General features: G+C 53.9%; 22 protein-coding genes. 11 read left to right on the top strand and 11 right to left on the bottom strand.

Features of this window, described 5'->3' with window-relative positions:
- Positions 1–16 precede the first annotated feature (16 nt).
- From ACMGGH_RS16485 to ACMGGH_RS16470, 4 genes are all read left to right on the top strand, one after another.
- Positions 17–889 (top strand): manganese catalase family protein, encoded by an 873-nt coding sequence (locus ACMGGH_RS16485; protein ID WP_028013106.1) that lies wholly within the window; start codon positions 17–19, stop codon positions 887–889.
- Between the two features lie 67 nt (positions 890–956).
- On the top strand, positions 957–2,360 hold the full coding sequence (locus ACMGGH_RS16480) for a cytochrome ubiquinol oxidase subunit I (protein ID WP_028013105.1): 1,404 nt from the start codon (positions 957–959) through the stop codon (positions 2,358–2,360).
- Positions 2,360–3,370: a cytochrome d ubiquinol oxidase subunit II gene (gene cydB / locus ACMGGH_RS16475; protein ID WP_232948226.1), complete on the top strand. Its 1,011-nt coding sequence runs from the start codon at positions 2,360–2,362 to the stop codon at positions 3,368–3,370. Before ACMGGH_RS16480 ends, cydB begins: the two co-directional genes overlap by 1 nt.
- An 8-nt stretch (positions 3,371–3,378) precedes the next feature.
- Positions 3,379–5,004 (top strand): alpha-amylase family protein, encoded by a 1,626-nt coding sequence (locus tag ACMGGH_RS16470; protein ID WP_063942488.1) that lies wholly within the window; start codon positions 3,379–3,381, stop codon positions 5,002–5,004.
- Here ACMGGH_RS16470 and ACMGGH_RS16465 read toward each other — a convergent pair whose 3' ends face one another.
- From ACMGGH_RS16465 to ACMGGH_RS16450, 4 genes are read right to left on the bottom strand one after another with little or no spacing between them, the layout of a single operon-like run.
- Complete coding sequence (locus ACMGGH_RS16465) at positions 5,005–5,991, bottom strand: SDR family oxidoreductase (RefSeq protein ID WP_028013102.1); 987 nt, start codon at positions 5,989–5,991, stop codon at positions 5,005–5,007. It abuts the gene before it with no gap.
- A 17-nt stretch (positions 5,992–6,008) separates the two neighbouring features.
- Positions 6,009–6,527, bottom strand: coding sequence for a 2-oxo-tetronate isomerase (locus tag ACMGGH_RS16460; protein WP_232948225.1), 519 nt, complete (start codon positions 6,525–6,527; stop codon positions 6,009–6,011).
- A gap of 11 nt (positions 6,528–6,538) precedes the next feature.
- Positions 6,539–6,985 (bottom strand): DUF421 domain-containing protein, encoded by a 447-nt coding sequence (locus tag ACMGGH_RS16455; protein WP_028013100.1) that lies wholly within the window; start codon positions 6,983–6,985, stop codon positions 6,539–6,541.
- A gap of 9 nt (positions 6,986–6,994) precedes the next feature.
- On the bottom strand, positions 6,995–7,498 hold the full coding sequence (locus tag ACMGGH_RS16450; RefSeq protein WP_041912012.1) for a hypothetical protein: 504 nt from the start codon (positions 7,496–7,498) through the stop codon (positions 6,995–6,997).
- A gap of 139 nt (positions 7,499–7,637) precedes the next feature.
- On the opposite strand from ACMGGH_RS16450, the gene ACMGGH_RS16445 reads away from it, so the two are divergent.
- The 4 genes from ACMGGH_RS16445 to ACMGGH_RS16430 all read left to right on the top strand — a co-directional run bounded on the left by ACMGGH_RS16445 (position 7,638) and on the right by ACMGGH_RS16430 (position 12,721).
- Positions 7,638–8,027, top strand: coding sequence for a YdeI family stress tolerance OB fold protein (locus ACMGGH_RS16445; protein ID WP_008502282.1), 390 nt, complete (start codon positions 7,638–7,640; stop codon positions 8,025–8,027).
- Between the two features lie 64 nt (positions 8,028–8,091).
- Positions 8,092–8,976 (top strand): SDR family oxidoreductase, encoded by an 885-nt coding sequence (locus tag ACMGGH_RS16440; protein ID WP_028013098.1) that lies wholly within the window; start codon positions 8,092–8,094, stop codon positions 8,974–8,976.
- A gap of 182 nt (positions 8,977–9,158) precedes the next feature.
- Positions 9,159–10,082, top strand: a complete 924-nt coding sequence (locus ACMGGH_RS16435) for a LysR substrate-binding domain-containing protein (protein ID WP_041910066.1) — start codon at positions 9,159–9,161, stop codon at positions 10,080–10,082.
- Between the two features lie 257 nt (positions 10,083–10,339).
- Positions 10,340–12,721 (top strand): glucose/quinate/shikimate family membrane-bound PQQ-dependent dehydrogenase, encoded by a 2,382-nt coding sequence (locus ACMGGH_RS16430; RefSeq protein ID WP_045260480.1) that lies wholly within the window; start codon positions 10,340–10,342, stop codon positions 12,719–12,721.
- A 76-nt stretch (positions 12,722–12,797) separates the two neighbouring features.
- On the opposite strand, the gene ACMGGH_RS16425 is transcribed toward ACMGGH_RS16430, so the two are convergent.
- The 3 genes from ACMGGH_RS16425 to ACMGGH_RS16415 all read right to left on the bottom strand — a co-directional run bounded on the left by ACMGGH_RS16425 (position 12,798) and on the right by ACMGGH_RS16415 (position 16,078).
- Positions 12,798–14,492: a methyl-accepting chemotaxis protein gene (locus ACMGGH_RS16425; protein WP_048959568.1), complete on the bottom strand. Its 1,695-nt coding sequence runs from the start codon at positions 14,490–14,492 to the stop codon at positions 12,798–12,800.
- Positions 14,493–14,652: 160 nt separating this feature from the next.
- Positions 14,653–15,771 (bottom strand): S-(hydroxymethyl)glutathione dehydrogenase/class III alcohol dehydrogenase, encoded by a 1,119-nt coding sequence (locus ACMGGH_RS16420; RefSeq protein WP_182035574.1) that lies wholly within the window; start codon positions 15,769–15,771, stop codon positions 14,653–14,655.
- Positions 15,772–15,802: 31 nt separating this feature from the next.
- Positions 15,803–16,078, bottom strand: a complete 276-nt coding sequence (locus ACMGGH_RS16415; protein ID WP_028013093.1) for a metal/formaldehyde-sensitive transcriptional repressor — start codon at positions 16,076–16,078, stop codon at positions 15,803–15,805.
- Positions 16,079–16,415: 337 nt separating this feature from the next.
- Here ACMGGH_RS16415 and ACMGGH_RS16410 point away from each other — a divergent pair, with 337 nt between their 5' ends.
- Positions 16,416–17,087: an SOS response-associated peptidase gene (locus ACMGGH_RS16410; RefSeq protein WP_368949283.1), complete on the top strand. Its 672-nt coding sequence runs from the start codon at positions 16,416–16,418 to the stop codon at positions 17,085–17,087.
- A gap of 1,070 nt (positions 17,088–18,157) precedes the next feature.
- Here ACMGGH_RS16410 and ACMGGH_RS16405 read toward each other — a convergent pair.
- The 3 genes from ACMGGH_RS16405 to ACMGGH_RS16395 form a co-directional block, all read right to left on the bottom strand.
- A complete protein-coding gene (locus ACMGGH_RS16405; RefSeq protein ID WP_420299179.1) occupies positions 18,158–19,426 on the bottom strand; it encodes a Y-family DNA polymerase in 1,269 nt (422 codons plus the stop codon).
- A gap of 2 nt (positions 19,427–19,428) precedes the next feature.
- Positions 19,429–19,848, bottom strand: coding sequence for a translesion error-prone DNA polymerase V autoproteolytic subunit (locus ACMGGH_RS16400; RefSeq protein ID WP_063618771.1), 420 nt, complete (start codon positions 19,846–19,848; stop codon positions 19,429–19,431).
- A gap of 179 nt (positions 19,849–20,027) precedes the next feature.
- Positions 20,028–20,336 (bottom strand): hypothetical protein, encoded by a 309-nt coding sequence (locus ACMGGH_RS16395; protein ID WP_420299178.1) that lies wholly within the window; start codon positions 20,334–20,336, stop codon positions 20,028–20,030.
- 136 nt (positions 20,337–20,472) lie between these two features.
- Between ACMGGH_RS16395 and ACMGGH_RS16390 the strand changes: the two genes are divergently transcribed.
- Both ACMGGH_RS16390 and ACMGGH_RS16385 read left to right on the top strand, forming a co-directional pair.
- A complete protein-coding gene (locus tag ACMGGH_RS16390; protein ID WP_420299177.1) occupies positions 20,473–21,546 on the top strand; it encodes an acyltransferase family protein in 1,074 nt (357 codons plus the stop codon).
- On the top strand, positions 21,543–22,658 hold the full coding sequence (locus ACMGGH_RS16385) for an SGNH/GDSL hydrolase family protein (RefSeq protein ID WP_420299176.1): 1,116 nt from the start codon (positions 21,543–21,545) through the stop codon (positions 22,656–22,658). Before ACMGGH_RS16390 ends, ACMGGH_RS16385 begins: the two co-directional genes overlap by 4 nt.
- Here ACMGGH_RS16385 and ACMGGH_RS16380 read toward each other — a convergent pair.
- Positions 22,655–24,163: a hypothetical protein gene (locus tag ACMGGH_RS16380; protein WP_420299175.1), complete on the bottom strand. Its 1,509-nt coding sequence runs from the start codon at positions 24,161–24,163 to the stop codon at positions 22,655–22,657. The two genes, ACMGGH_RS16385 and ACMGGH_RS16380, sit on opposite strands and share 4 nt — an antisense overlap.
- Positions 24,164–24,171: the final 8 nt, after the last annotated feature.

The following is a 24,171-nucleotide window of genomic DNA, read 5'->3' as shown; positions in this document are numbered from 1 at the left end:
CCACAGGAGAGTGCCTATGTTTCGACACGTCAAACAGCTGCAATATACGGTTCGCGTCGCCGAACCCAACCCCGGTCTTGCTAACCTTTTACTGGAACAGTTTGGTGGGCCGCAGGGCGAACTGGCTGCCGCCTGCCGTTACTTCACTCAGGGCCTGAGCGATGACGATCCGGGCCGCAAGGATATGCTGATGGATATCGCCACCGAGGAGCTAAGCCACCTCGAAATCATCGGTACGCTGGTTGGTATGCTGAACAAAGGTGCCAAAGGCGCGCTGGCGGAAGGGGTGGAAAATGAGGCTGAACTGTATCGGTCCATGACCGAAAACGGTAACGACAGCCATATCACCTCCCTGCTCTACGGCGGCGGTACCCCGCTCACTAACTCGGCGGGCGTGCCCTGGACGGCAGCCTACGTCGATACCATCGGCGAGCCGACGGCGGATCTGCGCTCGAACGTGGCGGCAGAGGCCAGGGCGAAAATCATCTATGAACGGCTGATTAACGTCACTGACGATCCCGGAGTGAAGGATGCGCTGGCGTTTCTGATGACGCGTGAGGCGGCGCATCAGCTCTCCTTTGAGAAGGCGCTGCAGTCCATTCGTAATAATTTCCCGCCGGGAAAACTGCCGCCAATCGAGGAATTCACCAACAAGTACTACAATATGTCTGAAGGTGGAGAGGTTCGCGGAAGCTGGAACAGCGATAAGCACTTTGATTACGTTGAGTCCCCCCAGCCTGCGGTTGATGGCGGAGACGGTAGCGCCAGCGTGACGCTCACAGCTGAACAGGCAACCCTGGTTAAGGCGATGTCTGCCCGCACCAAGTCCGATCCCCATTCCGACCCGCTGACCGGTGCCGAGCTGGGTGCCGGAAAGAGTAAACCGTAATCGGTTTTGCCGGGCATCCTGACCTGCCCGGCAATTCTCGTGCCCCATCGCTTCAGAGGTACGGACCATGTTCGAACTTGATGCATTTCATCTCGCCAGAATTCAGTTCGCTTTTACCGTCTCGTTTCACATTCTTTTCCCGGCGATCACCATCGGTCTTGCCAGCTATCTGGTCGTGCTTGAAGGCATGTGGCTGCGCACCAAAAACGACGTCTGGCGCTCGCTGTATCACTTCTGGCTCAAGATATTTGCCGTTAACTTCGGGATGGGTGTCGTTTCCGGGCTGGTCATGGCGTATCAGTTCGGCACCAACTGGAGCGGGTTCTCCCAGTTCGCAGGCAGTATTACCGGTCCCCTGCTGACCTACGAGGTGTTAACCGCCTTCTTCCTGGAAGCCGGCTTTCTTGGCGTAATGATGTTCGGCTGGAACAAGGTCGGCCCTGGGCTGCACTTCTTTTCAACCTGCATGGTGGCGCTCGGCACGCTGATGTCGACCTTCTGGATCCTCGCCTCAAACAGCTGGATGCACACCCCGCAGGGTTTTACTATCGAGAACGGGCAGGTCATTCCGCAGGACTGGCTGGCGATTATCTTTAACCCCTCCTTCCCTTACCGCCTGATTCATATGGCCATCGCCGCATTTCTGAGCAGCGCGCTGTTTGTCGGCGCGTCGGGCGCATGGCACCTCCTGCGCGGTAACGATACTCCTGCCATACGCACCATGTTCTCCATGGCGATGTGGATGGCGCTGCTGGTTGCCCCCATTCAGGCCGTCGTGGGCGATATGCACGGTCTGAACACGCTTGAGCATCAGCCAGCCAAAATTGCCGCCATAGAGGGGCACTGGGAAAATCCGCCCGGCGAAGCCACGCCGCTGCTGCTGTTTGGCCTGCCCGATATGGACGAGGAGCGCACCAAATACGGTCTTGAAATCCCCGCGCTCGGCAGCCTGATCCTGACGCACAGCCTCGATAAGCAGGTCCCGGCGCTGAAGGACTTCCCGAAAGAGGATCGCCCAAACTCGACCATCGTCTTCTGGTCGTTTCGCATCATGGTCGGAATGGGCCTGCTGATGATTACCCTCGGTCTGGTCAGCCTCTGGCTACGCTATCGCCACCGGCTCTACCACTCGCGTCCGTTCCAGTGGTTTGCCCTCTGCATGGGGCCCGCGGGTCTGGTGGCGCTGCTCGCCGGCTGGGTGACCACCGAAGTAGGCCGCCAGCCGTGGGTGGTTTACGGTTATCTGCGCACGATTGACGCGGTCTCCCTGCACAGCACCCTGCAGATGAGCATCAGCCTGCTGGCGTTCTTCGTTGTCTACTCGTCGGTGTTTGGCGTGGGCTATGTGTACCTCATCCGGCTGATTAAGAAAGGCCCGCAGCCCGTCGATACGCTGACGTCAAACACGTCGGGCACCCCCGCCCGTCCGCTGTCTGCCGCGGAGTCTGTTCCGGAACAGGAGAGAAACTGATGGGCGTCGATATCTCTGTTATCTGGTTTGCCATCATCGTCTTTGCCACGCTGATGTACATCATTATGGATGGCTTTGATTTGGGCATCGGCCTGCTGTTTAACTTCGTGGGCGATGCGAAAGAGCGCGATGTGATGGTCAACAGCGTAGCGCCCGTATGGGACGGCAACGAGACCTGGCTGGTGCTCGGCGGCGCGGGGCTGTTCGGCGCGTTCCCGCTGGCTTACGCGGTGATCATTGATGCGCTCACTATCCCCCTTACCGCGATGCTGATCGGTCTCATCTTTCGCGGCGTCGCCTTTGAGTTTCGTTTTAAAGCGACGCCTTCGCACCGCAAGTTCTGGGACTACTCCTTCGCCGGTGGCTCTCTGCTCGCCACCTTCAGCCAGGGGATCGTCGTGGGGGCGGTGATCAACGGCTTTGAGGTAGAGGGCAGACGCTTTGTGGGCTCGCCGCTTGACTGGCTGACGCCCTTTAACCTTTTCTGCGGTATCGGCCTGGTGGTCGCCTACACGCTGCTGGGCACCACCTGGCTTATCATGAAAAGTGAAGGCGCCCTGCAACGCCGCATGCGCGAGCTAACCCGCCACGTGCTGCTGGCCCTGATGGTGGTGATCGCGGTTGTCAGCGTCTGGACGCCGCTCGGCTGGCAGTACGTGGCCGACCGTTGGTTTACCCTGCCCAACTTCTTCTGGTTCCTGCCGGTTCCCCTGCTGGTAGGCCTGTTTAGCGTGCTGATCTGGCGGCTGACCCGCAACCCGGTCAGCCACTCGCGCCCCTTCCTGCTGACGCTGGGGCTGATCTTCCTCGGATTTAGCGGCCTGGGTATCAGCCTGTGGCCAAACATTATTCCGCCGCGCATCACCCTGTGGGAAGCCGCGGCGCCCCCCGCCAGCCAGCTGTTTATGCTGGTCGGGACCCTGCTGATAATTCCGGTGATTCTGGTGTACACCGCCTGGAGCTACTACGTCTTCCGGGGCAAAGTTTCGGATACTGAAGGCTATCACTGAGGAACGCTATGACGGACTGGCATACACGGGCCATTATCTACCAGATTGATACCGCGCTTTTTTACGATATGAACGGCGATGGCTGCGGGGACATCGCCGGGATCGCGGCCAAGCTGCGCTATATTCGTCGCATGGGGGCGACGGTTATCTGGATCACCCCGTTTTACCTCACGCCCTTTCTCGATGAGGGCTACGACGTCAGCGACCATCTGCAGGTGGACCCCCGCTTCGGAAAACTGGCCGATATCATCGCTTTTATCGAACAGGCCCGGGAGCTGGGCATGCAGGTCATTATTGAGCTGCTGATCCAGCACACCTCGGACGCCCATCCCTGGTTCCAGCAGGCCCGACGTAGCCCCGCCTCGCCCTATCGTGATTACTATATCTGGTCGGATAACGACGACGATGATACGCCCCCCATGTTTCCCGGCGTGGAAAAGAGCGTCTGGAGCTGGGACGACGAAGCGGGACAGTATTACCGGCACATGTTCTACCGCCACGAGCCGGACCTGAACCTGACCTCGCCCGCCGTGCTTAAGGAGATTGAGAATATTATCCTCTTCTGGCTCAAGCTGGGGGTATCGGGATTTCGACTGGATGCCGCATCACACCTCACGAAGCAGGCGGGCAGCGGTGACGAGAAAAAGGGCCTGTGGATCCTGGAGCACATGCGCCGTCTTATCGAACAGCGTAATCCGGACGCGATCCTGCTCGGCGAAGTGGACGTAGACGTTGAGGTTTATAAAGACTATTTCGGCAATAACGACCGCCTGCATCTGGTGCTCAACTTCTGGCTCAACAAGTATTTCTACGTCAGCCTGGCCAGAAAAAGCGCCCGCCCGCTGCGCAACGCGGTGAAGAAGATGATCGTCCCGCCAGATTCATGCTGTTTTGCCAACTGGCTGCGCAACCATGACGAGCTGGATCTGGAAGGGATTAGCCAGAAAGATAAACAGTTCGTGCTCGACACCTTCGCCCCTGACGAGGAGATGAACGTCTATCAGCGTGGGATCCGCCGACGTCTGGCCCCGATGCTGAATGGCGATCCAAAGCGGCTGGCGTTCTGCCACGCGGTGCTCTTTTCCCTGCCGGGCGTCCCGGTGATGCGCTACGGGGATGAGATCGGCATGGGTGACGACCTTGAACTGGAGGAGCGCTACGCCGTTCGCACCCCAATGCAGTGGGCAGGTTCACAGGGAGGTGGTTTTTCGGCGGCCGATCCTGAAAAATTTATTGCGCCGATAATCGACCACGGGCCCTACCGCTATCAGAAAATCAACGTCGCCGATTCGCTGCTCCACCGCAACTCGCTCCTGCACCGGATTATTGATATTGCCAATACCCGATCGGAGTTCCCCGAAATTGCCGTGGCGCCCTTTCGCCTCATCACCCTCAATCATGACGCGGTGCTGGGGATCTATTACGAGACCGACGAGCGCAGCATTCTGACCTTCGTTAACTTCAGCGACCAGCCGGTGCAGTTCACCGCCAGAGGGATCCGCAACGCCACCTGGACCGCCTGCCTCGCGGACAAACGCTACGACGACGCGCTGGTTTGCGGCAAAACCGTCGAACTCAGTATTGGCGCCTACGGCTACCGCTGGTTCTGGACGCACCGCAGCGCGCTGCGCTGATTAGCGTTTCCGGCGGGTTATCAGACGCGTCAGCATAATCCCCGCCACCGCGAGGGCCCCCAGCGCCACCTTGCCCGGCATACCGGAGGTGACGGACGTAGCGCGGTTCTTCGCTTCGTCGGTAAAACGACCATGGATTTTGTGCAGGTCGTCAATCGGCTGGTCGAGATAGTCCCGCCGATCCGCTGCGTTCAGATCGTCGGTCATCTGGCCTTCCCAGGCTTTTTTTACCATCAGACGGTCAAGGTAGCCCGGAAAGAAGAATTGCCCGACGATGGACTGGATAGTGCTGCTGCCCACCCACAGCTCGCGCACCGGTTTCTGCGCAACCTTAAAGATGGCGCTGGCGGCCACTTCAGGCTCAAAGACCGGCGGCACCGGTCGCATCGCCCAGGCGAACTTATTCCTTGCCCATTCGAACTGCGGCGTATTGAGCCCCGGCATCTGCACCATGGAAAGCTGAACCCGGCTGTTCTCATGCATCAGCTCCGTGCGCACCGCATCGGTGAACCCGCGGATCGCCGCTTTGGCCCCGCAGTAGGCCGACTGCAAAGGGATGGAACGGTAGGCCAGCGCGGACCCCACCTGAATAATCACCCCCCTGTCGCGGGGCACCATCAGCTCCAGCGCGGCGCGGGTGCCGTTAACAAATCCGAGATAGGTAACATCTGTCACGCGACGAAACTCATCCGGCGTCAGGGTACGAAACGGCGCCAGCACGGCCCCCATCGCATTGTTGACCCAGACATCAATCGCCCCGAGGCGATACTCGATCTCGTTAGCCGCATCCACCACCGCCTGACTGTCGGCGACGTCCGCCTGCACCGCGTGGGCATTAACGCCGAAGCGGCGCAGCTCTTCCTGGGTGGAGTGCAGGCTGGCTTCATCGCGGGCGATAAGCCCCACATCGTAACCTGCCTTTGCAAATTTCAGCGCCGTAGCTTTTCCCACGCCCGCCGTCCCGCCGGTAATCACTATGACCGCCATAGAACCTCCGCGTGAATTTAGCCGTTATTGCCGTCCGACAATGTTGTCACCAGTTCAGCGAGCGAAAATTGCACCGCTTTTTCCACCACATCCTGGCACTCGCCGGAGAAAAGGACGGTGCGGGTTTTCGTCTCACCGCAGATATTCCAGGCAAAGCAGACCGTTCCCGCCGCCGTGCCGTCATCGCCCCCTTCCGGACCCGCGTAGCCGCTGATGGCGATGCTGATATCCGCCTGGGCAATGTCGCGGATGCTGGCGGCCATCTCGGTCACCGTCTGTTCACTGACGGCGGTATAGCGCGCCAGCGTCTCCTGACGCACGCCGAGGATCCGCGATTTGGCTTCATCGCTGAACACAACCAGCCCGACGTCATAAAAATCGGCCGTGTTTTCCTCTGCACACAGCGCCACCGAGAGCTTTCCTCCCGTGCAGGATTCCGCGGTGGTTAAGCGCAGCCCGGCATCGGTTAATTTACTCGCCAGCTTTTTGGTGAGTTCACTCACGGTATAATGACTGTCGTGTAAAAGATTGCTCATCTTACCGCCTCTTATTTTTCAACAGGAATGATTGAAATATGTCCATTGCGCTCAAGTATGGCATATTTAATTTCGCTAAGTTCTGTAATGCCATTATTTTGACGCGCTGACACCAGAATATCATCACAAGATACGTCGACTTTTTTTAGCTTATCAGCTAATGGAACGCCATTCTCAACCAGAATCACAGGGGTCCCATCAAGAATATTCTCCACCGGGGAAAAATATTTCTTCATCAGGCCAAATATAATGTCAACGACCACCAGCGTGGTAATGGTAATCATTGCGCCGGTAACGGAGAAATCCTGCCCCAAAAGCGCCTGCTGCGTCGCCTCACTAATAATTAAGAGGAGGATGAGATCAAAGCTGGTCATCTGCAGCAGCGCCCGTCGCCCTGCCACTTTAAATACCACCACGAGAAACAGATAAATCGCCAGCGCGCGAAAGACCATATCCATATCAGCCTCCTAGGGGTAAATAAATTGCCAGAGGTTAATTTCCGGCTCGTTGTTGACGCGGATGACGGTGTTCCATTTACCGGCTCTGGAAGGTGTCGTGAAGTATAAAACAGAGAAGTTGTCTGATTTTTGCAGGTCGTCATAGACCAAATAGAGGGTTTTGCCGTGGCTATACATTTTGTCTGGCTGCGGCCAGACGCTGCCAGGCTCGTACACGTCGCTGCTGTCGGTGGTCAGGCTGAGGGTATAGCTGCCCTCCGTTTTCACCGGGAAGGTGACCTGCATTCTTGACTCCGTCTCCCGTCGGCCAAAGCGTTCATAGTTTATGCTCAATGAGTTAGCGGAATTGGTTTTGGCCGTATCGCTCACCATTCCGCTGGAAAACAGACCAGCAACCGCTGCGATGATAATAGCCAGGAGGACCACAAAGCCCACCTGGCGAAATGAATATTCAAACCTCAACAAGCGATAACTCTCATCTATCCCGGGTAACTTTTCATTTTCATGCTTCATGGTCGTTGTCACCGTTTCGCTTATTTCATGATAGTTTTGATTTCCAAAGAGAATGTTTTTAAGACTTATCACATTTGCCACATAAAGGAATAGCAACAATACTTAATAAGTCAAGACACTCAAAAATGAAGGATATCAGATGAAATTATCACTTATTTCCGCTTTTTTGATATTTCTGGTTCCAGCTGCATGGGCAGATAATAACGGCGGGTTACAAAAAGGTGAAGCACCGCCACCGCCCCACGCGCTGGACAGCGGATATCGTGGAACCGACGACGCGCGTATTATGACCATCGATCAGGCAAAACAATTGCACGATGGCGCGACAATTTCATTGCGCGGTAATCTTATTGACGGTAGCGGCGATAAGTTTGTATTCCAGGATAAAACCGGAAAAATCGACGTTATTATTCCCCAGGCAGTCTTCGACGGCAGAACGGTAAAACCCGATCAGATGATCAGTATCAACGGTTCGCTTGATAAAAAATCATCGCCTGCCGTCGTTCGTGTTGATCGTTTGCAGAAATAATTCAGCGAAGCGTTAACGCTGCAACTATCCATCAAATCTCACCCCTTGGCTTAAGGAGTCAGCTATGAGTGATACTACACAACGTACGAACGCTTACCCGAAACCCCCGTTCCCGGAACAGCCGCAAACGCCGCCGGGACTGGCGTCTGAAATGCAGCCTGTACCCGATCACGGTGAAACAAGCTATAAAGGGCATGGCCGCCTTGCCGGCAAAAAAGCGCTGATCACCGGTGGTGACTCCGGGATTGGTCGCGCAGTGGCTATCGCCTACGCCCGTGAAGGGGCAGACGTCGCCATCAACTATCTGCCTGAAGAAGAGAAAGATGCCGCCGAGGTCATCGACCTGATCAAAGCGGAAGGCCGCAAGGCCATCGCGCTGCCCGGAGACGTCCGTGACGAGACCTTTTGCCAGAATCTGGTCGAAGAAGCCGTTTCGAAGCTGGGCGGGCTGGATATTCTGGTCAACAACGCAGGCCGTCAGCAATTCCGGGAATCCCTTGAAGAGCTGACCACCGAAGATTTTGACGCGACGTTTAAAACCAACGTTTACGCCCCCTTCTGGATCACCAAGGCCGCCCTGCGCCACCTGAAAGCGTCGTCCGTGATCATTAACACTTCCTCCGTTCAGGCAGTGAAGCCCAGCCCCGTACTGCTGGACTATGCCCAGACGAAGGCCTGTCTGGCGGTGTTTACCAAATCCTTAGCCAAACAGCTGGGTCCGAAAGGCATTCGCGTCAACGCCGTCGCCCCCGGCCCGTACTGGACGGTACTCCAGTCCAGCGGCGGCCAGCCGATGGAGAAAGTGAAGGAGTTCGGGGGTGATACCCCGCTGGGTCGTCCGGGACAGCCCGTCGAGATTGCCCCGCTGTACGTCACGCTGGCCTCGGATGAGTGTTCCTTTACCTCCGGTCAGGTATGGTGCTCTGACGGCGGCGACGGCGTGATCTAAACCGGTTTGTAGTTTATCCCTCCGCAGTGAGCAATAAATGAACAAGGACGTTCATCACCCACCTCGCCTGAAAAACATGTTGTAACTCAAACAGATCAAATGTTAAAAATATTTTGCTATCAAGTTATCAAAATTAAACAACTTAACTTGTCACCCGCATCGCTCTGTTTTTAACATCGCCTATGGAAAAAAATGGTCTGTTCAGTCAGCGCATACGCTTGCGCCATTTGCATACATTTGTGGCCGTCGCTCAACAGGGAACGCTGGGGCGCGCGGCTGAAACTCTTAACCTGAGCCAGCCCGCGCTCTCGAAAACCCTTAACGAGCTGGAGCAGCTGACCGGTGCCCGTCTATTTGACCGCGGTCGGCTGGGGGCACAGCTGACTCTGGTGGGCGAACAGTTCCTGACGCACGCCGTGAAGGTGCTGGATGCGCTCAACACCGCAGGCCAGTCCCTGCACCGAAAAGAAGAGCACACCAGCGAGGTGGTGCGCGTCGGCGCCCTGCCAACCGCGGCGCTGGGGATCCTACCGCCCGTTATTGGTCAGTTCCACAAGCAGCAGCGAAATACCACTATTCAGGTTGCCACCATGAATAACACCATGCTGCTCGCGGGGCTGAAATCGGGTGAGCTTGATCTCGGTATCGGTCGAATGTCCGACCCCGAGCTGATGGGCGGTCTCAATTATGAACTGCTGTTCCTGGAATCCCTGAAGCTGGTGGTTCGACCCGATCATCCTCTGCTGCAGGACACGGTGACGTTAAGCCGGGTGATGGAGTGGCCGGTGGTGGTTTGCCCGAAAGGGACCGTTCCGCGCCAGGCCGCCGAAACCTTGCTGCAGATGCAGGGGTGTACGCTACCCTCAGGGTGCATCGAAACGCTTTCGGCTTCTCTTTCGCGCCAGCTTACACTGGATTATGACTACGTCTGGTTCGTCCCCTCCGGTGCGGTAAAAGATGATTTGCGTCAGGGCACGCTGACCGCCCTGCCGATCGCCTCCCCGGGTGCGGGTGAACCCATCGGTATTTTGACCCGGGTGGATACTCCCCTTTCCACGGGCGCACAAACGCTGCTGAGCGCTATCCGTAAATCTATGCCTGTCTGATTCACCTCATCCCTTACCCAGTTCCCTCTCCCCTTATGGGAGAGGGAACTGGGCTGTGCGTTAATCAAATAATGCGGAATGATTCATTAACAATTGCGTAAAACAAATTAACAGTTTTATCATAACGGCGGATTCACCATTTGGTTCGTTAATCGTTATATAAACAAGAATTCACTCGTTTTAATCATTGCTCTACCCGCATTTATTATCCAGATGGTACACACCCAGCAATGCGGAGAGATTCAAAGGAGACAGAAATGGCATTTGGCAGCGCGCCGCGCGGGATACCTCGTATTTTGCAGTGGCTCCTTGCCGGACTGATGTTGCTCATCGGTCTGGCGGTCGGCGGGTTGGGCTTCAAGCTCGCCGCCGTAGGCGGAAGTTTTTACTTCGTGATAATGGGCGTGGTGATGGTCATTGCCGCGCTCCTGATTTTCCTCAATCGCAGCAGCGGGATCGTGCTTTACGGCATCGCGTTTATTGCCTCGCTGTTCTGGGCGGTAAGCGATGCGGGCTGGGATTTCTGGCCGCTCTTCTCGCGCCTGTTCACCTTTGCCGTACTGGCCTTCCTCTGCGCCATCGTCTGGCCTTTCCTGCGCGCGGCCAACCGCGGCGCAGCGAATAAAGCCCCGGCTTATGGCGTTGCGGCGGTTCTCGCACTGGCGATGCTGGTCAGCCTCGGCTGGATGTTTAAGCCGCAAACCCTCGTGGCGGCGAACGAGCCCGTTCCGGTGAAACCCGTTGCTCCCGGCGAACAGCAGAAAAACTGGGAACACTGGGGCAACACTACCCACGGCGACCGCTTCGCCGCGCTGGACCAGATTAACAAGCAAAACATCAGCGATCTGAAAGTCGCCTGGGTGGCGCACACCGGGGATATTCCGCAGAGCAACGGCTCCGGTGCGGAAGATCAGAACACGCCATTGCAGATTGGCGACACGCTCTATGTCTGTACCCCGTACAGTAAAGTGCTGGCGCTGGACGTGGATTCCGGGAAAGAAAAATGGCGTTATGATTCGAAAGCCACCGCCCCGAACTGGCAGCGTTGTCGTGGTCTGGGCTACTTTGAAGATCATGCAAACGTGACAGCGTCACAGACCGGGACATCGCCAGCGGCATGCCCTCGCCGCCTGTTCCTGCCGACCACCGATGCCCGTCTGATTGCCATCAATGCGGATAATGGCAAGCTCTGCGACGACTTTGGCGACCATGGCACCGTTGACCTGAGCGTTGGCATGGGCGAAATCAAGCCGGGCTATTATCAGCAGACCTCCACGCCGCTGGTGGCCGGAAACGTCGTTGTCGTCGGCGGTCGCGTCGCGGATAACTTCTCCACCGGCGAGCCGCCGGGCGTGGTGCGCGCCTACGACGTTCACACCGGTAAGCTCGCCTGGGCGTGGGATCCGGGTAACCCGAACCTGACCGGCCTGCCGCCGGAAGGCCAGACTTATACCCGCGGTACGCCGAACGTCTGGTCTGCGATGTCTTACGACGCTAAGCTGAATCTGATCTACCTGCCAACCGGCAACGCCACCCCGGACTTCTGGGCGGGCGAGCGTACCGCGCTGGACGATAAGTACAGTTCCTCCATCGTCGCCGTCGACGCCGCTACCGGACAGGTACGCTGGCATTTCCAGACCACCCACCACGACCTGTGGGACTTCGACCTGCCTTCCCAGCCGCTGCTGTACGACCTGCCGGACGGCAAAGGCGGCACCACGCCTGTACTGGTGCAGACCAGCAAGCAGGGCATGATCTTTATGCTCAACCGTGAAACCGGCAAGCCGGTGGCGAAGGTGGAGGAACGTCCAGTTCCGGCGGGTAACGTTGAAGGTGAACGCTACTCTCCGACCCAGCCGTACTCCGTGGGCATGCCGATGATTGGCAACCAGACGTTAACCGAGTCCGACATGTGGGGGGCGACGCCTGTCGACCTGCTTCTGTGCCGCATTCAGTTTAAAGAGATGCGTCATCAGGGCGTCTTCACCCCGCCGGGTCTCGACCGTTCCCTGCAGTTCCCCGGCTCGCTCGGCGGGATGAACTGGGGCAGTGTCTCCGTTGACCCGAACAACAGCCTGATGTTCGTCAACGATATGCGTCTGGGGCTGGCAAACTACATGGTGCCGCGCGCGAACGTGGCGAAAAACGCCAGCGGCATTGAGATGGGGATTGTCCCGATGGACGGCACGCCGTTCGGCGCAATGCGCGAACGCTTCCTGTCGCCGCTGGGCATTCCGTGCCAGAAGCCGCCGTTCGGAACCATGTCGGCCGTTGACCTGAAAACCGGCAAGCTGGTGTGGCAGGTACCGGTTGGTACCGTGGAAGATACCGGCCCGCTGGGCATTCGCATGCACATGCCAATCCCAATCGGGATGCCAACGCTGGGCGCGTCGCTGTCAACCCAGTCCGGCCTGCTGTTCTTCGCCGGCACCCAGGATTTCTACCTGCGCGCGTTTGATACCGCCACCGGGAAGGAGATCTGGAAGGACCGCCTGCCGGTCGGTAGCCAGTCCGGCCCGATGACCTACGTCTCGCCGAAAACCGGTAAGCAGTACATCGTCATTAACGCCGGGGGCGCTCGCCAGTCGCCGGATCGTGGTGATTACGTTATCGCGTACGCGTTACCCGATAAGCAGTAACGGATGAAAAAAGGGACCGAAAGGTCCCTTTTTTGTCGGCCGGGTAAACGAAGCGCCACCCGACACGGCCGGCGACTCAGAACGTTTCCCAGTTATCACCGTTATTCGCTACCGCCGGACGTAAAGCAGCAGGTTTTACTGCCGCAGAGTTCTGCTGTTGAGTACGCCCCTGAGCCTTACCGCTCAGACGAAACGCCCCGACCGCCTCTGTCAGACGCGCGCCCTGTTCTTCCAGCGACGCCGCCGCCGCGGAGGCCTCTTCCACCAGCGAGGCGTTCTGCTGAGTCACTTTATCCATCTCCGAAATAGCCTGGCTGACCTGCACGATACCGCGGCTCTGCTCGTCAGACGCGGCGGCAATCTCCAGCATGATGTCGGTGACGCGCTTCACCGCCTCGACGATCTCATTCATGGTATTGCCTGCGGCAACGACCTCACCGGAACCCTGGTCTATCAGCGAGACCGATTCGTTGATCAGGCTTTCGATCTCTTTTGCGGCGTTGGCGCTGCGGCTTGCCAGGGTACGGACTTCGCTGGCCACCACGGCGAACCCGCGTCCCTGCTCGCCCGCCCGCGCCGCTTCTACCGCCGCGTTAAGCGCCAGGATGTTGGTCTGGAAGGCGATGCTGTTGATCACCGCGGTAATCTCAGAGATTTTCTTCGAACTGCTTGAGATATTGCCCATAGTTTTCACCACACCGGAGACCATCTGGCCGCCGCGGCTGGCTTTCCCGGAGGCATCTTCCGCCAGCTTGCTGGCATGATGGGCGTTATCGGCGTTCTGCTTCACCGTCGCGGTCAGCTGCTCCATGCTGGCGGCAGTCTGCTCAATCGCCGCGGCCTGCTGCTCGGTGCGTGATGAGAGATCGGTGTTACCGGCAGAGATCTCGCTGGTACCCCGGTAAATCTCCTCCGCCCCCTGACGGACGGTGCCGACCGTTGTTTCAAGGGAGTGCTGCATGGTTTGCAGATCTCGCGTCAGGCGGCCAATTTCGCTGCGTCCGGCCACGTCGTCCGGCATCGTCAGGTCGCCTTTGGCGATATTCTCGATACGTTTCGCTGCACGCTGCAGCGGATTAATGACAGTGCGGCGGAGCACGACGAAGGTCATCGCGGTCAGCACCAGCGCCAGCGCAAACGCGCCCACCATAAACATCAGGCCCAGCTGCGTGCGGCTGTGCGCCTGCGCCGTCAGCGCATTGGCGCGGTCGGTGCGGATCTTAATCGCCTTCAGCAGAACGGCGTTGTAAGCATCGTCCAGCGGGCGCGCGGTCTCATTTTCGTGGTTGATGATCGCCTCGAACATGCCGTTTTTGGCAAATTTGACCATCGGCTGGAGGCCCGCAATATAGGCGTCGTAGCGTGCCTTCAGGTCTGCATCCAGCGCTTCGTCCGCAGCGCTGCGCACGGAACGATGCATATAGGCGGTAAAGCTATCCTGGGACTGCTTAATGCGCGTTTCCGCCTCACGGATGTTCTGCTTCATGGCCTCCATCTCCGCGATACGGCTTGCCGCGCCGGCGTGGATCATATTGATACGCGCGGTGCGCAGATGGTTTGAGCTGTTCGACAGCCCCATACGCACCTGAATTTCGGACGTAACGTCCTGCTGATCGTTGTCGGCCTGTAGCAGGAAATACCCCGCCAGACCCGAACTCAAGGCAAACAGCAGAATAATGCCACCGAGAATGGAGGAAAACAGCGGAACCAGCCTGATGTGATGCAGGAAGCTCAGCTTGCGCTGCGCCTGCATCGAAGAAGTGTTGTCCATGACCGTCGACTCTCTTATAGGTAAGATGCGCAAAAACACGCCTGTTAGATAGTCATCGGCACGGCAGAGATTTAGATTACGGCTAAAAACGCCGCACTGGTCACACTTTAGAGAAGATTATTAAAGAAATGCCAGCGGCTAAAAACCGCTGGCAGAAGAGTTACTTGTCGCCGAAATGAATGACGGTACGGATGGATTTTCCTTCGTGCATCAGATCGAACGCCTCGTTGATCTGCTCCAGCGGCAAACGGTGGGTAATGAACGGGTCGAGCTGAATTTTACCGACCATCGCGTCTTCCACCATGCCGGGAAGCTGGGTACGCCCCTTCACGCCGCCAAACGCGGAGCCGCGCCAGACGCGTCCGGTCACCAGCTGGAATGGACGGGTTTTGATCTCCTGTCCTGCCCCGGCCACGCCGATGATGATGCTCTCACCCCAGCCCTTGTGGCAGCATTCCAGCGCAGAACGCATTACGTTGACGTTGCCGATACACTCGAAGCTGAAGTCCACGCCGCCGTCGGTCATCTCAACGATGACGTCCTGAATCGGTTTCTCGTGATCTTTCGGGTTCACGAAATCGGTCGCGCCCATTTCACCCGCCAGCTTGAATTTTTCCGGGTTGGTATCGACCGCGATGATACGCCCAGCCTTCGCCTGCACCGCGCCCTGAATCACCGCCAGACCAATGCCGCCGAGACCGAACACCGCCACGGTGTCGCCCTCTTTGACTTTTGCCGTGTTATGCACCGCGCCAATGCCGGTGGTTACGCCGCAGCCCAGCAGGCAGACTTTATCCAGCGGCGCCTGCGGGTTGACCTTCGCCAGCGAGATCTCCGCGCAAACGGTGTATTCGCTGAAGGTGCTGGTACCCATGTAGTGATAGATTGGCTCACCGTTGTAGGAGAAACGGGTGGTGCCGTCCGGCATCAGCCCTTTCCCCTGAGTGGCGCGCACGGCCTGGCAGAGGTTAGTTTTACCGGATTTACAGAACTTACACTCTCCGCATTCCGCCGTGTACAGCGGGATAACGTGATCGCCTGGCTTCAGGCTGGTCACGCCCTCGCCCACTTCCACCACAATCCCGCCGCCTTCATGACCCAGCACAGACGGGAAGACGCCTTCCGGATCGTCACCGGAGAGGGTAAATGCATCGGTATGGCACACGCCGGTATGGGTGATTTTGATCAGCACTTCGCCTTTTTTCGGCGGTGCGACGTCGATGTCGACGATTTTCAGCGGCTGGCCGGGGCCAAATGCAACAGCTGCGCGAGATTTCATCATGTCTTCCCTTTTTGTCAGGTGTGTGGATTTATTTTAGATAAGAGCGCAGCAAATGGCCGACTTCCGCCATGCGTACGGCTCGCTGATCCGGCGTTGTGTCTCCCGTCACCAGCTCGTCTTTGAGATGTATTTCAACCATTTCGCCCATCAGGCCATTAGCAGCGCCGCGCACGGCGGCAATTTGCTGCAGGATGGCCAGACAGGGGTCGCCCGACTCCAGCGCGCGTTCAAGGGCATCAACCTGGCCCCGAATGCGGCGGACGCGCGTCAGAATACGTTTTTTATCTTCGGGTGAGTGCGGCATATGCCCTCCTGATACTATAGGGGGGTATTGTATCTTCTAAAGTAACTTTATGTAAACATTAAGTTTTATATGGTTATCAGGCATTTACGCGGTATACATAAAAGACACTATCGGACATAAAAGGTCTTTTTACTGCCCCCAAACCGTATTTTGCCCCCAAATTTGCCCCCAAAATTCACTCTTTTGCGTAGCTCCTTCCAGTTTCGAAACGCCTCGCTTTACCGCCTCGCTGACTTCCATCATCATGCCCCCTGCTTTAAAATCATAATGTTTCGGTGCGCACCTGTTTTTTCTCCCTGCCCTATACTTTCAGTCTGACATCTGGCTGGAGGTTTCTATGTGTGGACGTTTTGCACAAGCACAAACCCGTGAAGAATACTTGACATATCTCGCCGACGAAGGCGATCGAGATATTGCTTATGACCCTGAGCCGATTGGCCGATTCAACGTGTCGCCTGGCACAAAAGTCCTACTGCTGAGCGAACGCGACGAGCAGTTACACCTCGATCCTGTGTTCTGGGGTTACGCGCCCGGATGGTGGGATAAACCGCCATTGATTAATGCGCGTGTCGAGACAGCAGCCACCAGCAGAATGTTTAAACCTCTCTGGCAGCATGGCCGGGCGATCTGCTTTGCTGATGGATGGTTTGAATGGAAGAAGGAAGGCGACAAGAAACAGCCCTACTTTATCCACCGGGCCGATGGTCAGCCAATATTCATGGCAGCGATTGGCAGCACGCCATTCGAACGTGGCGATGAAGCGGAAGGTTTTCTTATAGTGACATCTGCAGCTGACAAAGGCCTGGTCGACATTCACGACCGCCGACCACTGGTTTTGTCACCGGAAGCAGCCCGCGAGTGGATGCGGCAGGATATTGGAGGGAAAGAAGCTGAAGAGATAGCTGCCGACGGCGCAGTGCCAGCCGACAAGTTTATCTGGCACGCAGTGACGCGTGCCGTGGGTAATGTGAAGAATCAGGGGGCTGAGTTAATCGAAGCCATATATTAAAATCGGTTTTGTTAATGCATCTTCTATAAGGTATTTAAGCTGCCCTGTTTGCTTAAATATAACATTGGAATAAACAAAAGGATTCTGAACCTTTTCATTTTAAATAACACTTAACTATAATTTGAGGAAAATAATAAACCTTCACCGCCACTGAAGTTCAAACACACATGAACCCCAGACAATAATTAATCCATACAAAACACAACCAATAAAAAAATTCAATATTAAAACACATTTACAAACAATGACCAACAGATTAATAACAAATTAAATCCTTTTGCATTCACATTTAACAAAGAACGATAAAGAATCTCTATAAATTCGATAAAAACAACAAGTGAAGTTATTCTTTTTCAATTGCTCTTGTAATTTATCTCACGACATAATTGAATACTATTCAATTGAAAGTTAAGGCGATATGCACAAGAATGATACGGTGCAGTTAAAGCAATAACAAAGCAACACTAATTTGGGGGAAGATGTCCCCCTTTTTTTTCAATTATTGAATGAAATCTCTACCAAGATGAATAACCCATAAAATTCATAATGAATCATTGGGTAGAAGTGGATCAATAAAAATGTGGCGCCGGGTGCCTCCCGGTGTTTCCCTTACAGTCCAAAGAAACGCGAGCATACTGCAAAATATTGACTGTTCGCCCCTCCGCTTAGGGGGATTCGCCACGGTAAAAAAAGTAATACATCATTTTTGATATGTCAAAAATTAAAGCCAAATAAATTATATACTCACGCATGGAATATGCACTTAAATAAATCGAAAACAAATAAATGCTTTACGAATTTCGTTGCAGATAAAAAACCCGTCTCGTAGAGACGGGCCTCTGAAATCCAGAAAAAGGTTGTGTACCATAGCATAGCTTCATAAGAAGCTAATTAACTATAGACTACTCACAATAACGATGGTGTCAGAAATAGTATTTTTTTAAAGATAATGATTTGCATTTCCCAAAAAATTACCCAACCAATTGATTTTAATCATTTGTCGTAATAGCAATACCTTGCCGCCTAAAATTCCATCTATCATCTGAGCAAATCAAACCAGAAGCAGTTAATTACCTTACAACTAACAAATCTGAAAACCGGGTTGTATACCTCGGCGAGAGCATTTCACGTTTCATTTGCCACTGTTGCTGAATGCCCTGTCCGGCAAAGTAGAGCGTTCCTTTCCCGTCTTTTGCGTTCAAATGGTCTATTACCCCCATTAAACGATCGCTACCGGCGCGCGGTGCATTCTCATCGAATAAGTTGAGCTGGGCCACGCCCTGGCTGAAGAAATCCCCGAGCATAATGCCGGCTTTCTGGTACCGGTGCCCATCCTGCCAGATTTTGTCCAGGCACTTTACAGCAGCATTGATGATGTCGCGGGAATCTTGGGTTGGGGTGAGAAGCTTCATTGAAGCGCTATTACCGTAATACGGCTCATTAAGCGCGAATGGTGAGGTTTTCACGAAGGCAGAGATAAAGCGGCAGTACTGATGCTCACCGCGAAGCTTTTCGGCCGCACGCGCCGCATAGCTGCAAATAGCCTGACGCATCTGCTCATAGTCTGTGACCCGCCCGCCGAATGAACGGCTGCAGACGATTTCCTGCTTTGCCGGCGCGAACTCTTCCAGATCAAGACATGGTTCGCCGCGCAGCTCCCGAACCGTTCGCTCCAGGACGACATTGAAGTGCTTTCGAATAATCCACGTACTCTGCTCAGAGAGGTCCAGAGCTGTTTTGATGCCCATGGCATTAAGCTTTTTACTGATTCTGCGACCAACGCCCCAAACATCCTCTACAGGCACGATCGCCAACAGCCGACGCTGCCGATCGACATTTGACAAGTCAACTACCCCGCCCGTCTGCCGCTGCCATTTCTTGGCGGCGTGGTTGGCCAGCTTCGCCAGTGTCTTTGTTTGGGCAATACCAACGCCCACTGTCAGATGTGTACGCTTCAGAACCGTCGCGCGGATCTCTTTGCCAAACTCTGTCAGGTCCCGGCAGTTTCGAACACCAGTAAGGTCGCAAAAAGCTTCATCGATGCTATATATTTCGACGCGAGGGCTCATTTCTTCCAGCGTCGTCATTACCCGGTTGGACATGTCTGCGTACAGCTCGTAGTTACTGCTGAAGCAGACAACACCAGCGCGCCGGAATAAGTCCTTTTGCTTGAAGAATGGTTCCCCCATTGTAATTCCAGCGGCCTTGGCCTCGGCACTGCGTGCTATTACACAGCCGTCATTGTTCGAGAGAACGACCACTGGTCGCCCTCTCAAGTCTGGCCTGAACACCGTCTCGCATGATGCGTAGAACGAATTCACATCACAGAGCGCGAACATTTTCAGCTCGCCGATTTAACGATGAAAGTCACGACACCGAACACATCGAGTGTGTCCTCGCTACCGACAATGATCGGTGAGTAAGCACTGTTCATTGGAATGAGCTGGACGGTCGGGCGCAGCTGCAGGCGTTTAACAGTGAACTCCCCTTCCACCGCGGCGATGACGATATCTCCATGCTCAGCAGTCCGGGAGCTATCAACAACCAGCAGATCGCCGTCGCTGATCCCGGCCTCAATCATCGAGTCGCCGGCAGCTTTTACGAAATACGTAGAGCTGGGATGGGACACCAGCAACTCATTGAGATCGATACGCTGCTCAACGTAATCAGCAGCCGGGCTGGGGAACCCGCATTGCACCAAATCGCTAAAAAGCGGGATAGCAATAATTTCGCGTAATTCTGCAGGTCTGAAGAACTCCATAATGCATACCTCCAATACTGTTTATATATACAGTAGTTTTAACTGAGGTACTGATCAAGATGGCCGCTTGTTTCTGTGTGTCTACTTCCTGACCGCTTCGCTTCTAAGCCTGTAGCGCTATTAGTTTTTTAGTTTTTGTAAATTTCAGAAGGAAGAGTGTCGTTTGCTCACTTTGGATACTACATGAAAGGGTTTTCGTCTGAACCGACTGGGCGAATGGTGTGCGTAACTACACCAACTAGGCAAACATCATCAAGTGCCTCGCCTTCTATGGCCTCACCATCATCAGTAATGAGCGCGTCACCGGCCCAGCACGCATGCTGCTGGCGGCCGCAAAACCAGATAAGCAATGTGTTACCGCGCTTGTATGCCGATGAGCTCTCAATGACATCATAGCCATCCTGCGTTTCGACAATGCTGGAAGAAGGAGGAAGGAAAGGCTCTGCGGCCGCAACAAAGTCGGCGTGCATGTCTGCTGTGCTTGGCATGATCACCTCACATATTAACTGTACATAAACACAGTATTATTAATGTTGGTAGGTAGGTCAATGTTCAAACCAAAGAGAATGATCGGATTACTCTTAGCTGTTAAAATCACTCGCCTTTTAACAGACAAGAAAGTTGATGATGATTGCCAACATTCAGTATTTGCGGTTTCTGGCCGCCTTCCTCGTGATTTATGCTCACGCAAATCTTGCCGTTTATGGCATTACCCCACAGATAACAAACCTTGGTGGTGTTGGTGTTGACATATTTTTCATCATCAGCGGTTTTATCATGCCGTACATCATTTACGGCGGGCTCTATAAGGATGGCATGACGCCAAAATTAACGCCGCTGGGCTTCATAAAGCGCCGCATAACTCGAATATGGCCTTTGTACCTTGTGGCAACATTGGTAGTGGTGCTCATATCATGGCTGGTTGATTCTGGTGCCATATCCCAGCCTACTGCAGATTTTGCATATATCTTCAACGGCTCGCGGCTAGACCTCATGTGGATCATCAAAACGATGACGTTCATGAACTTCGACAAGCCACCAATTCTTGGCATCGGCTGGACTTTGCAGTTTGAATTCCTGTTCTATTTCCTGCTTGCTGGCCTGCTTGCGATTGGCATTAAAAAAGCCAACTCACTCGAGTTTTATTCAGTCTGCGCCCTGGTAGTTTTCGGTGCAGGTAACGCATTGGCTCACGGCGAAAGTAAGGTTCTGGTAACGCTATCCAGCCAGATGTTTATCGAATTCATCCTCGGCATGTATCTTTACCGCATGTACTCAGCAGGATGCGTCCTGCCGAAGTGGTTGGCGTGGATTGGCATAGCTTCTTTCTTCCCGCTTTTTGCGTTCGCTAACTCGGGTGTGTTTGCCTATAACGACTATTCTCGTCTTCTTACCTGGGGCATACCGGCGTTTGTGATTGTCTGGTCAGCGCTGAGCCTTGAAGGGGTTATTCCTCACAACCGCACTTTCCTGCTACTAGGCGACTCATCTTACAGCCTGTACCTGTCTCACGGTATTTCAGCGCCGGTATTTCTGTTTATCTGGACACAACTTGACCTCGATAAGACAGTGAGCGTAGTTCCTTATGTTATCGTCTATTACATCTACTGCCAGGTTATCGCCCTTGCCTGCTATAAACTCATTGAAAAGCCTGTTAACGGCTGGATAAAGAAAAAAGCATACGGAAAAGCTAAATGAAACACTTAAAGATACTTGCATGCCTGTTTATTTCTCTTTCCTCTAGCGCGGAGCTTCCAGCGCTGGCTGATAAATACACAACGTGCAATGATGTTTCTTGCAGCAATTATGTCGTTAATAAATTTAACATCCACCCTTCTTTCTTTGGTGGTCATTATGTTTATTCGGACATGGTTTACGCATCCAAGGAATACAAGAACGAAGGGTTACTTTTTACTCCTGAAGGTCCGGTGATGATGTTTAATCAGATGACCGGGAAACTTTTAGTCGCCGGGAAAGATTTTTTCGTCCATGGCGATCAAGTGTCTTTCCCTTCTTCAACAACCGTTGACCTTGCACCAGTTGGTTTCAGCAAGCCGGAGAAAGAAGATAAGGATTTTAACGTAAGAGTAACTCTTGAGTATCCATTCCATCAGATGTCTGTTTCATACAAAAAAAATGAAAGCATGCGACTTTTAATGAGTGGCAGCATTACAGATCTGAGGAAAATAATTAAAGATAAGAAAGACCTAAAGATAACTTACTTCGGAGATAGCATAACGTTTGGCGCAAATGCTACAGGGGTCTACTCCGCGCCAAATCAGCCACCTTTTGCTGACCTTACTTCAGCGTACCTTGCGATGATTCGTGGCGGGGATGTGCAGTGGTACAATCCATCTGTACCTGGATGGAACAGTGCCAATGCAGTTAGCGATGAAACTGGTCGAATGTTAAAGTTTGATTCAGACGTTTATGTGATTGCATTTGGCGTGAATGATAGCAATGATATAGAACCTAAAATATTTGTTGCTAATATTGAAAAGCTTATTAAAGACATTAAGTACAAAAATAAGCATGCGCGAATCGTATTAATGTCACCGACACGCCCAAATCCAGAGTGGGTATTGCCTAAGAAAGAGTACTTTGAAGGATACAGGAAGGGGCTGAGTGGGCTCTCAAAAAAATATGAGCGCACTACTTTCATAGATATTACAGATGTGTGGAATCAGATTCTGAAACGTAAGAATATATGGGCAATAACTGGAAATGGGGTAAATCACCCTGGTGATTTTGGTCACAGAGTAATAGCGGAGGCGCTACTCACCGCCTTCCTTGGCGATGACTTCTCTTAAACAATCTTAAGGAAGTTAGAAGCGTCTTTGTAAATGGTGCCCGCGGGGGCACCAGATATTTCTGCCAACGTTTTAACGTTCTTTAGCGCAACCATACCATTCGTAGACAACTCAATACAGGCTACACCACCATTCATATTAATTTTAAGGGTTCCTACAGCGCTCCCGCCATTTGTGCTTGTCCATTCCAAAGAAGCGATATCTAATGATGCACCGCTGTTAGATGTTCCCTGCAGTTTGATTCTGGCTGTGCCAGTTCCGCCAATCCTGAAAGCAGCATTCGTCCCATTGGGCATTAATACATCAAGAGGCTCTTTAGGGTATAAAGTATGAATGCCAACAAATGGCAGGTCATTAGCTCCGCCACCTGCAGGCGCCCATGAAATAGCTGGGATTAATGAGTTAGCAAAAAGAGCACCTGATTTCGCATTACTGTTCACCGCTGGACTGCCATCGTTGATGCCAGACCCTATCGCAAGTGAACCGCCATAAGCCTGAATATTTTTCCCTATAGCAAGTGACCCATCTCCTGCTGCGCGGGTTCGATATCCTAAAGCTGTCGCACCGATACCATCGCTGGCAACTCCACCAGGATCTGTTGTGTACCCTGGTCGGGCTTGCGTAAGGTAACCAGCTGCAAAAGCAGCCCTGGACAATGCCTCTGTTTCTTCACAAAAAGCCGCGGATTTAGCTCCGAGTGCAATTACGTTTTTACCGAACGCAAAGGAGCAATAACCCTCACCATTTGGCGACGTAATATCATCTGGGTTGCCCGTGGCACTTCCTGCCCCACCAGCAGATGAAGCAACGCCATACGTCACACAGTCATGCCCAAATGTTGTTGAGTAAACAGCAAACGATGCCCCATTTCGGTTGAATGAAACAGAATAGTCACCAATATTTGCAGGATCGCCCCACGAGTTTTTAGATGGCAGTCCGCGCCAAAAGTTTTTCTCATCATCAAGTGGTGTTAAATCAGAGCCACCTACGCGCAACCAGCCCTTAATCTTATCAAAAGCCCAGATAAGCCCTCTCGTTAAGCTCGAACCCGATGGAATACCATAGTTAACTTTCTGCCCAATCAGCTTCATGCCGTCGTCTTGTGCCAGTTGCTTCCTGAGCACGTCACTCACATCGACAGGCTGCCACTTTCCTTCCCCGACTCCGCCAGCAGACGCTGGGGTAGAGCCAGCCGGTACAATTTTCGGCAGGGTTTCGAGATCATCCCAGCGGTACCAGATATTAGTGCTTTCATCCTGCAGAAGATCGCCAGCTGACGTCACAGTGCCGCCATCCTGGAAAGAGCCTTCAAGACTCCATCCGAGGTTATAAATTTGCTGCAGCACCAGCTGTTTTAGCCCTTCAATCGTGTAATGGGCATTACCAAAACGATCAAGGTATTGCTGGGTAAATGAGGTGACGAATTCGTCAATTTTCCCAGCGTTGAATTTCAGGTCGCGAGGTGATTCACTTGGTACAGCGTCTTGCGTCGGTTGCGTAGCCATATTGATTC

The sequence above is a fragment of the Enterobacter sp. BNK-16 genome (assembly GCF_048684955.1).
Taxonomy (GTDB): domain Bacteria; phylum Pseudomonadota; class Gammaproteobacteria; order Enterobacterales; family Enterobacteriaceae; genus Enterobacter; species Enterobacter bugandensis.
This window is presented reverse-complemented; position numbering and strand designations above follow the sequence as displayed.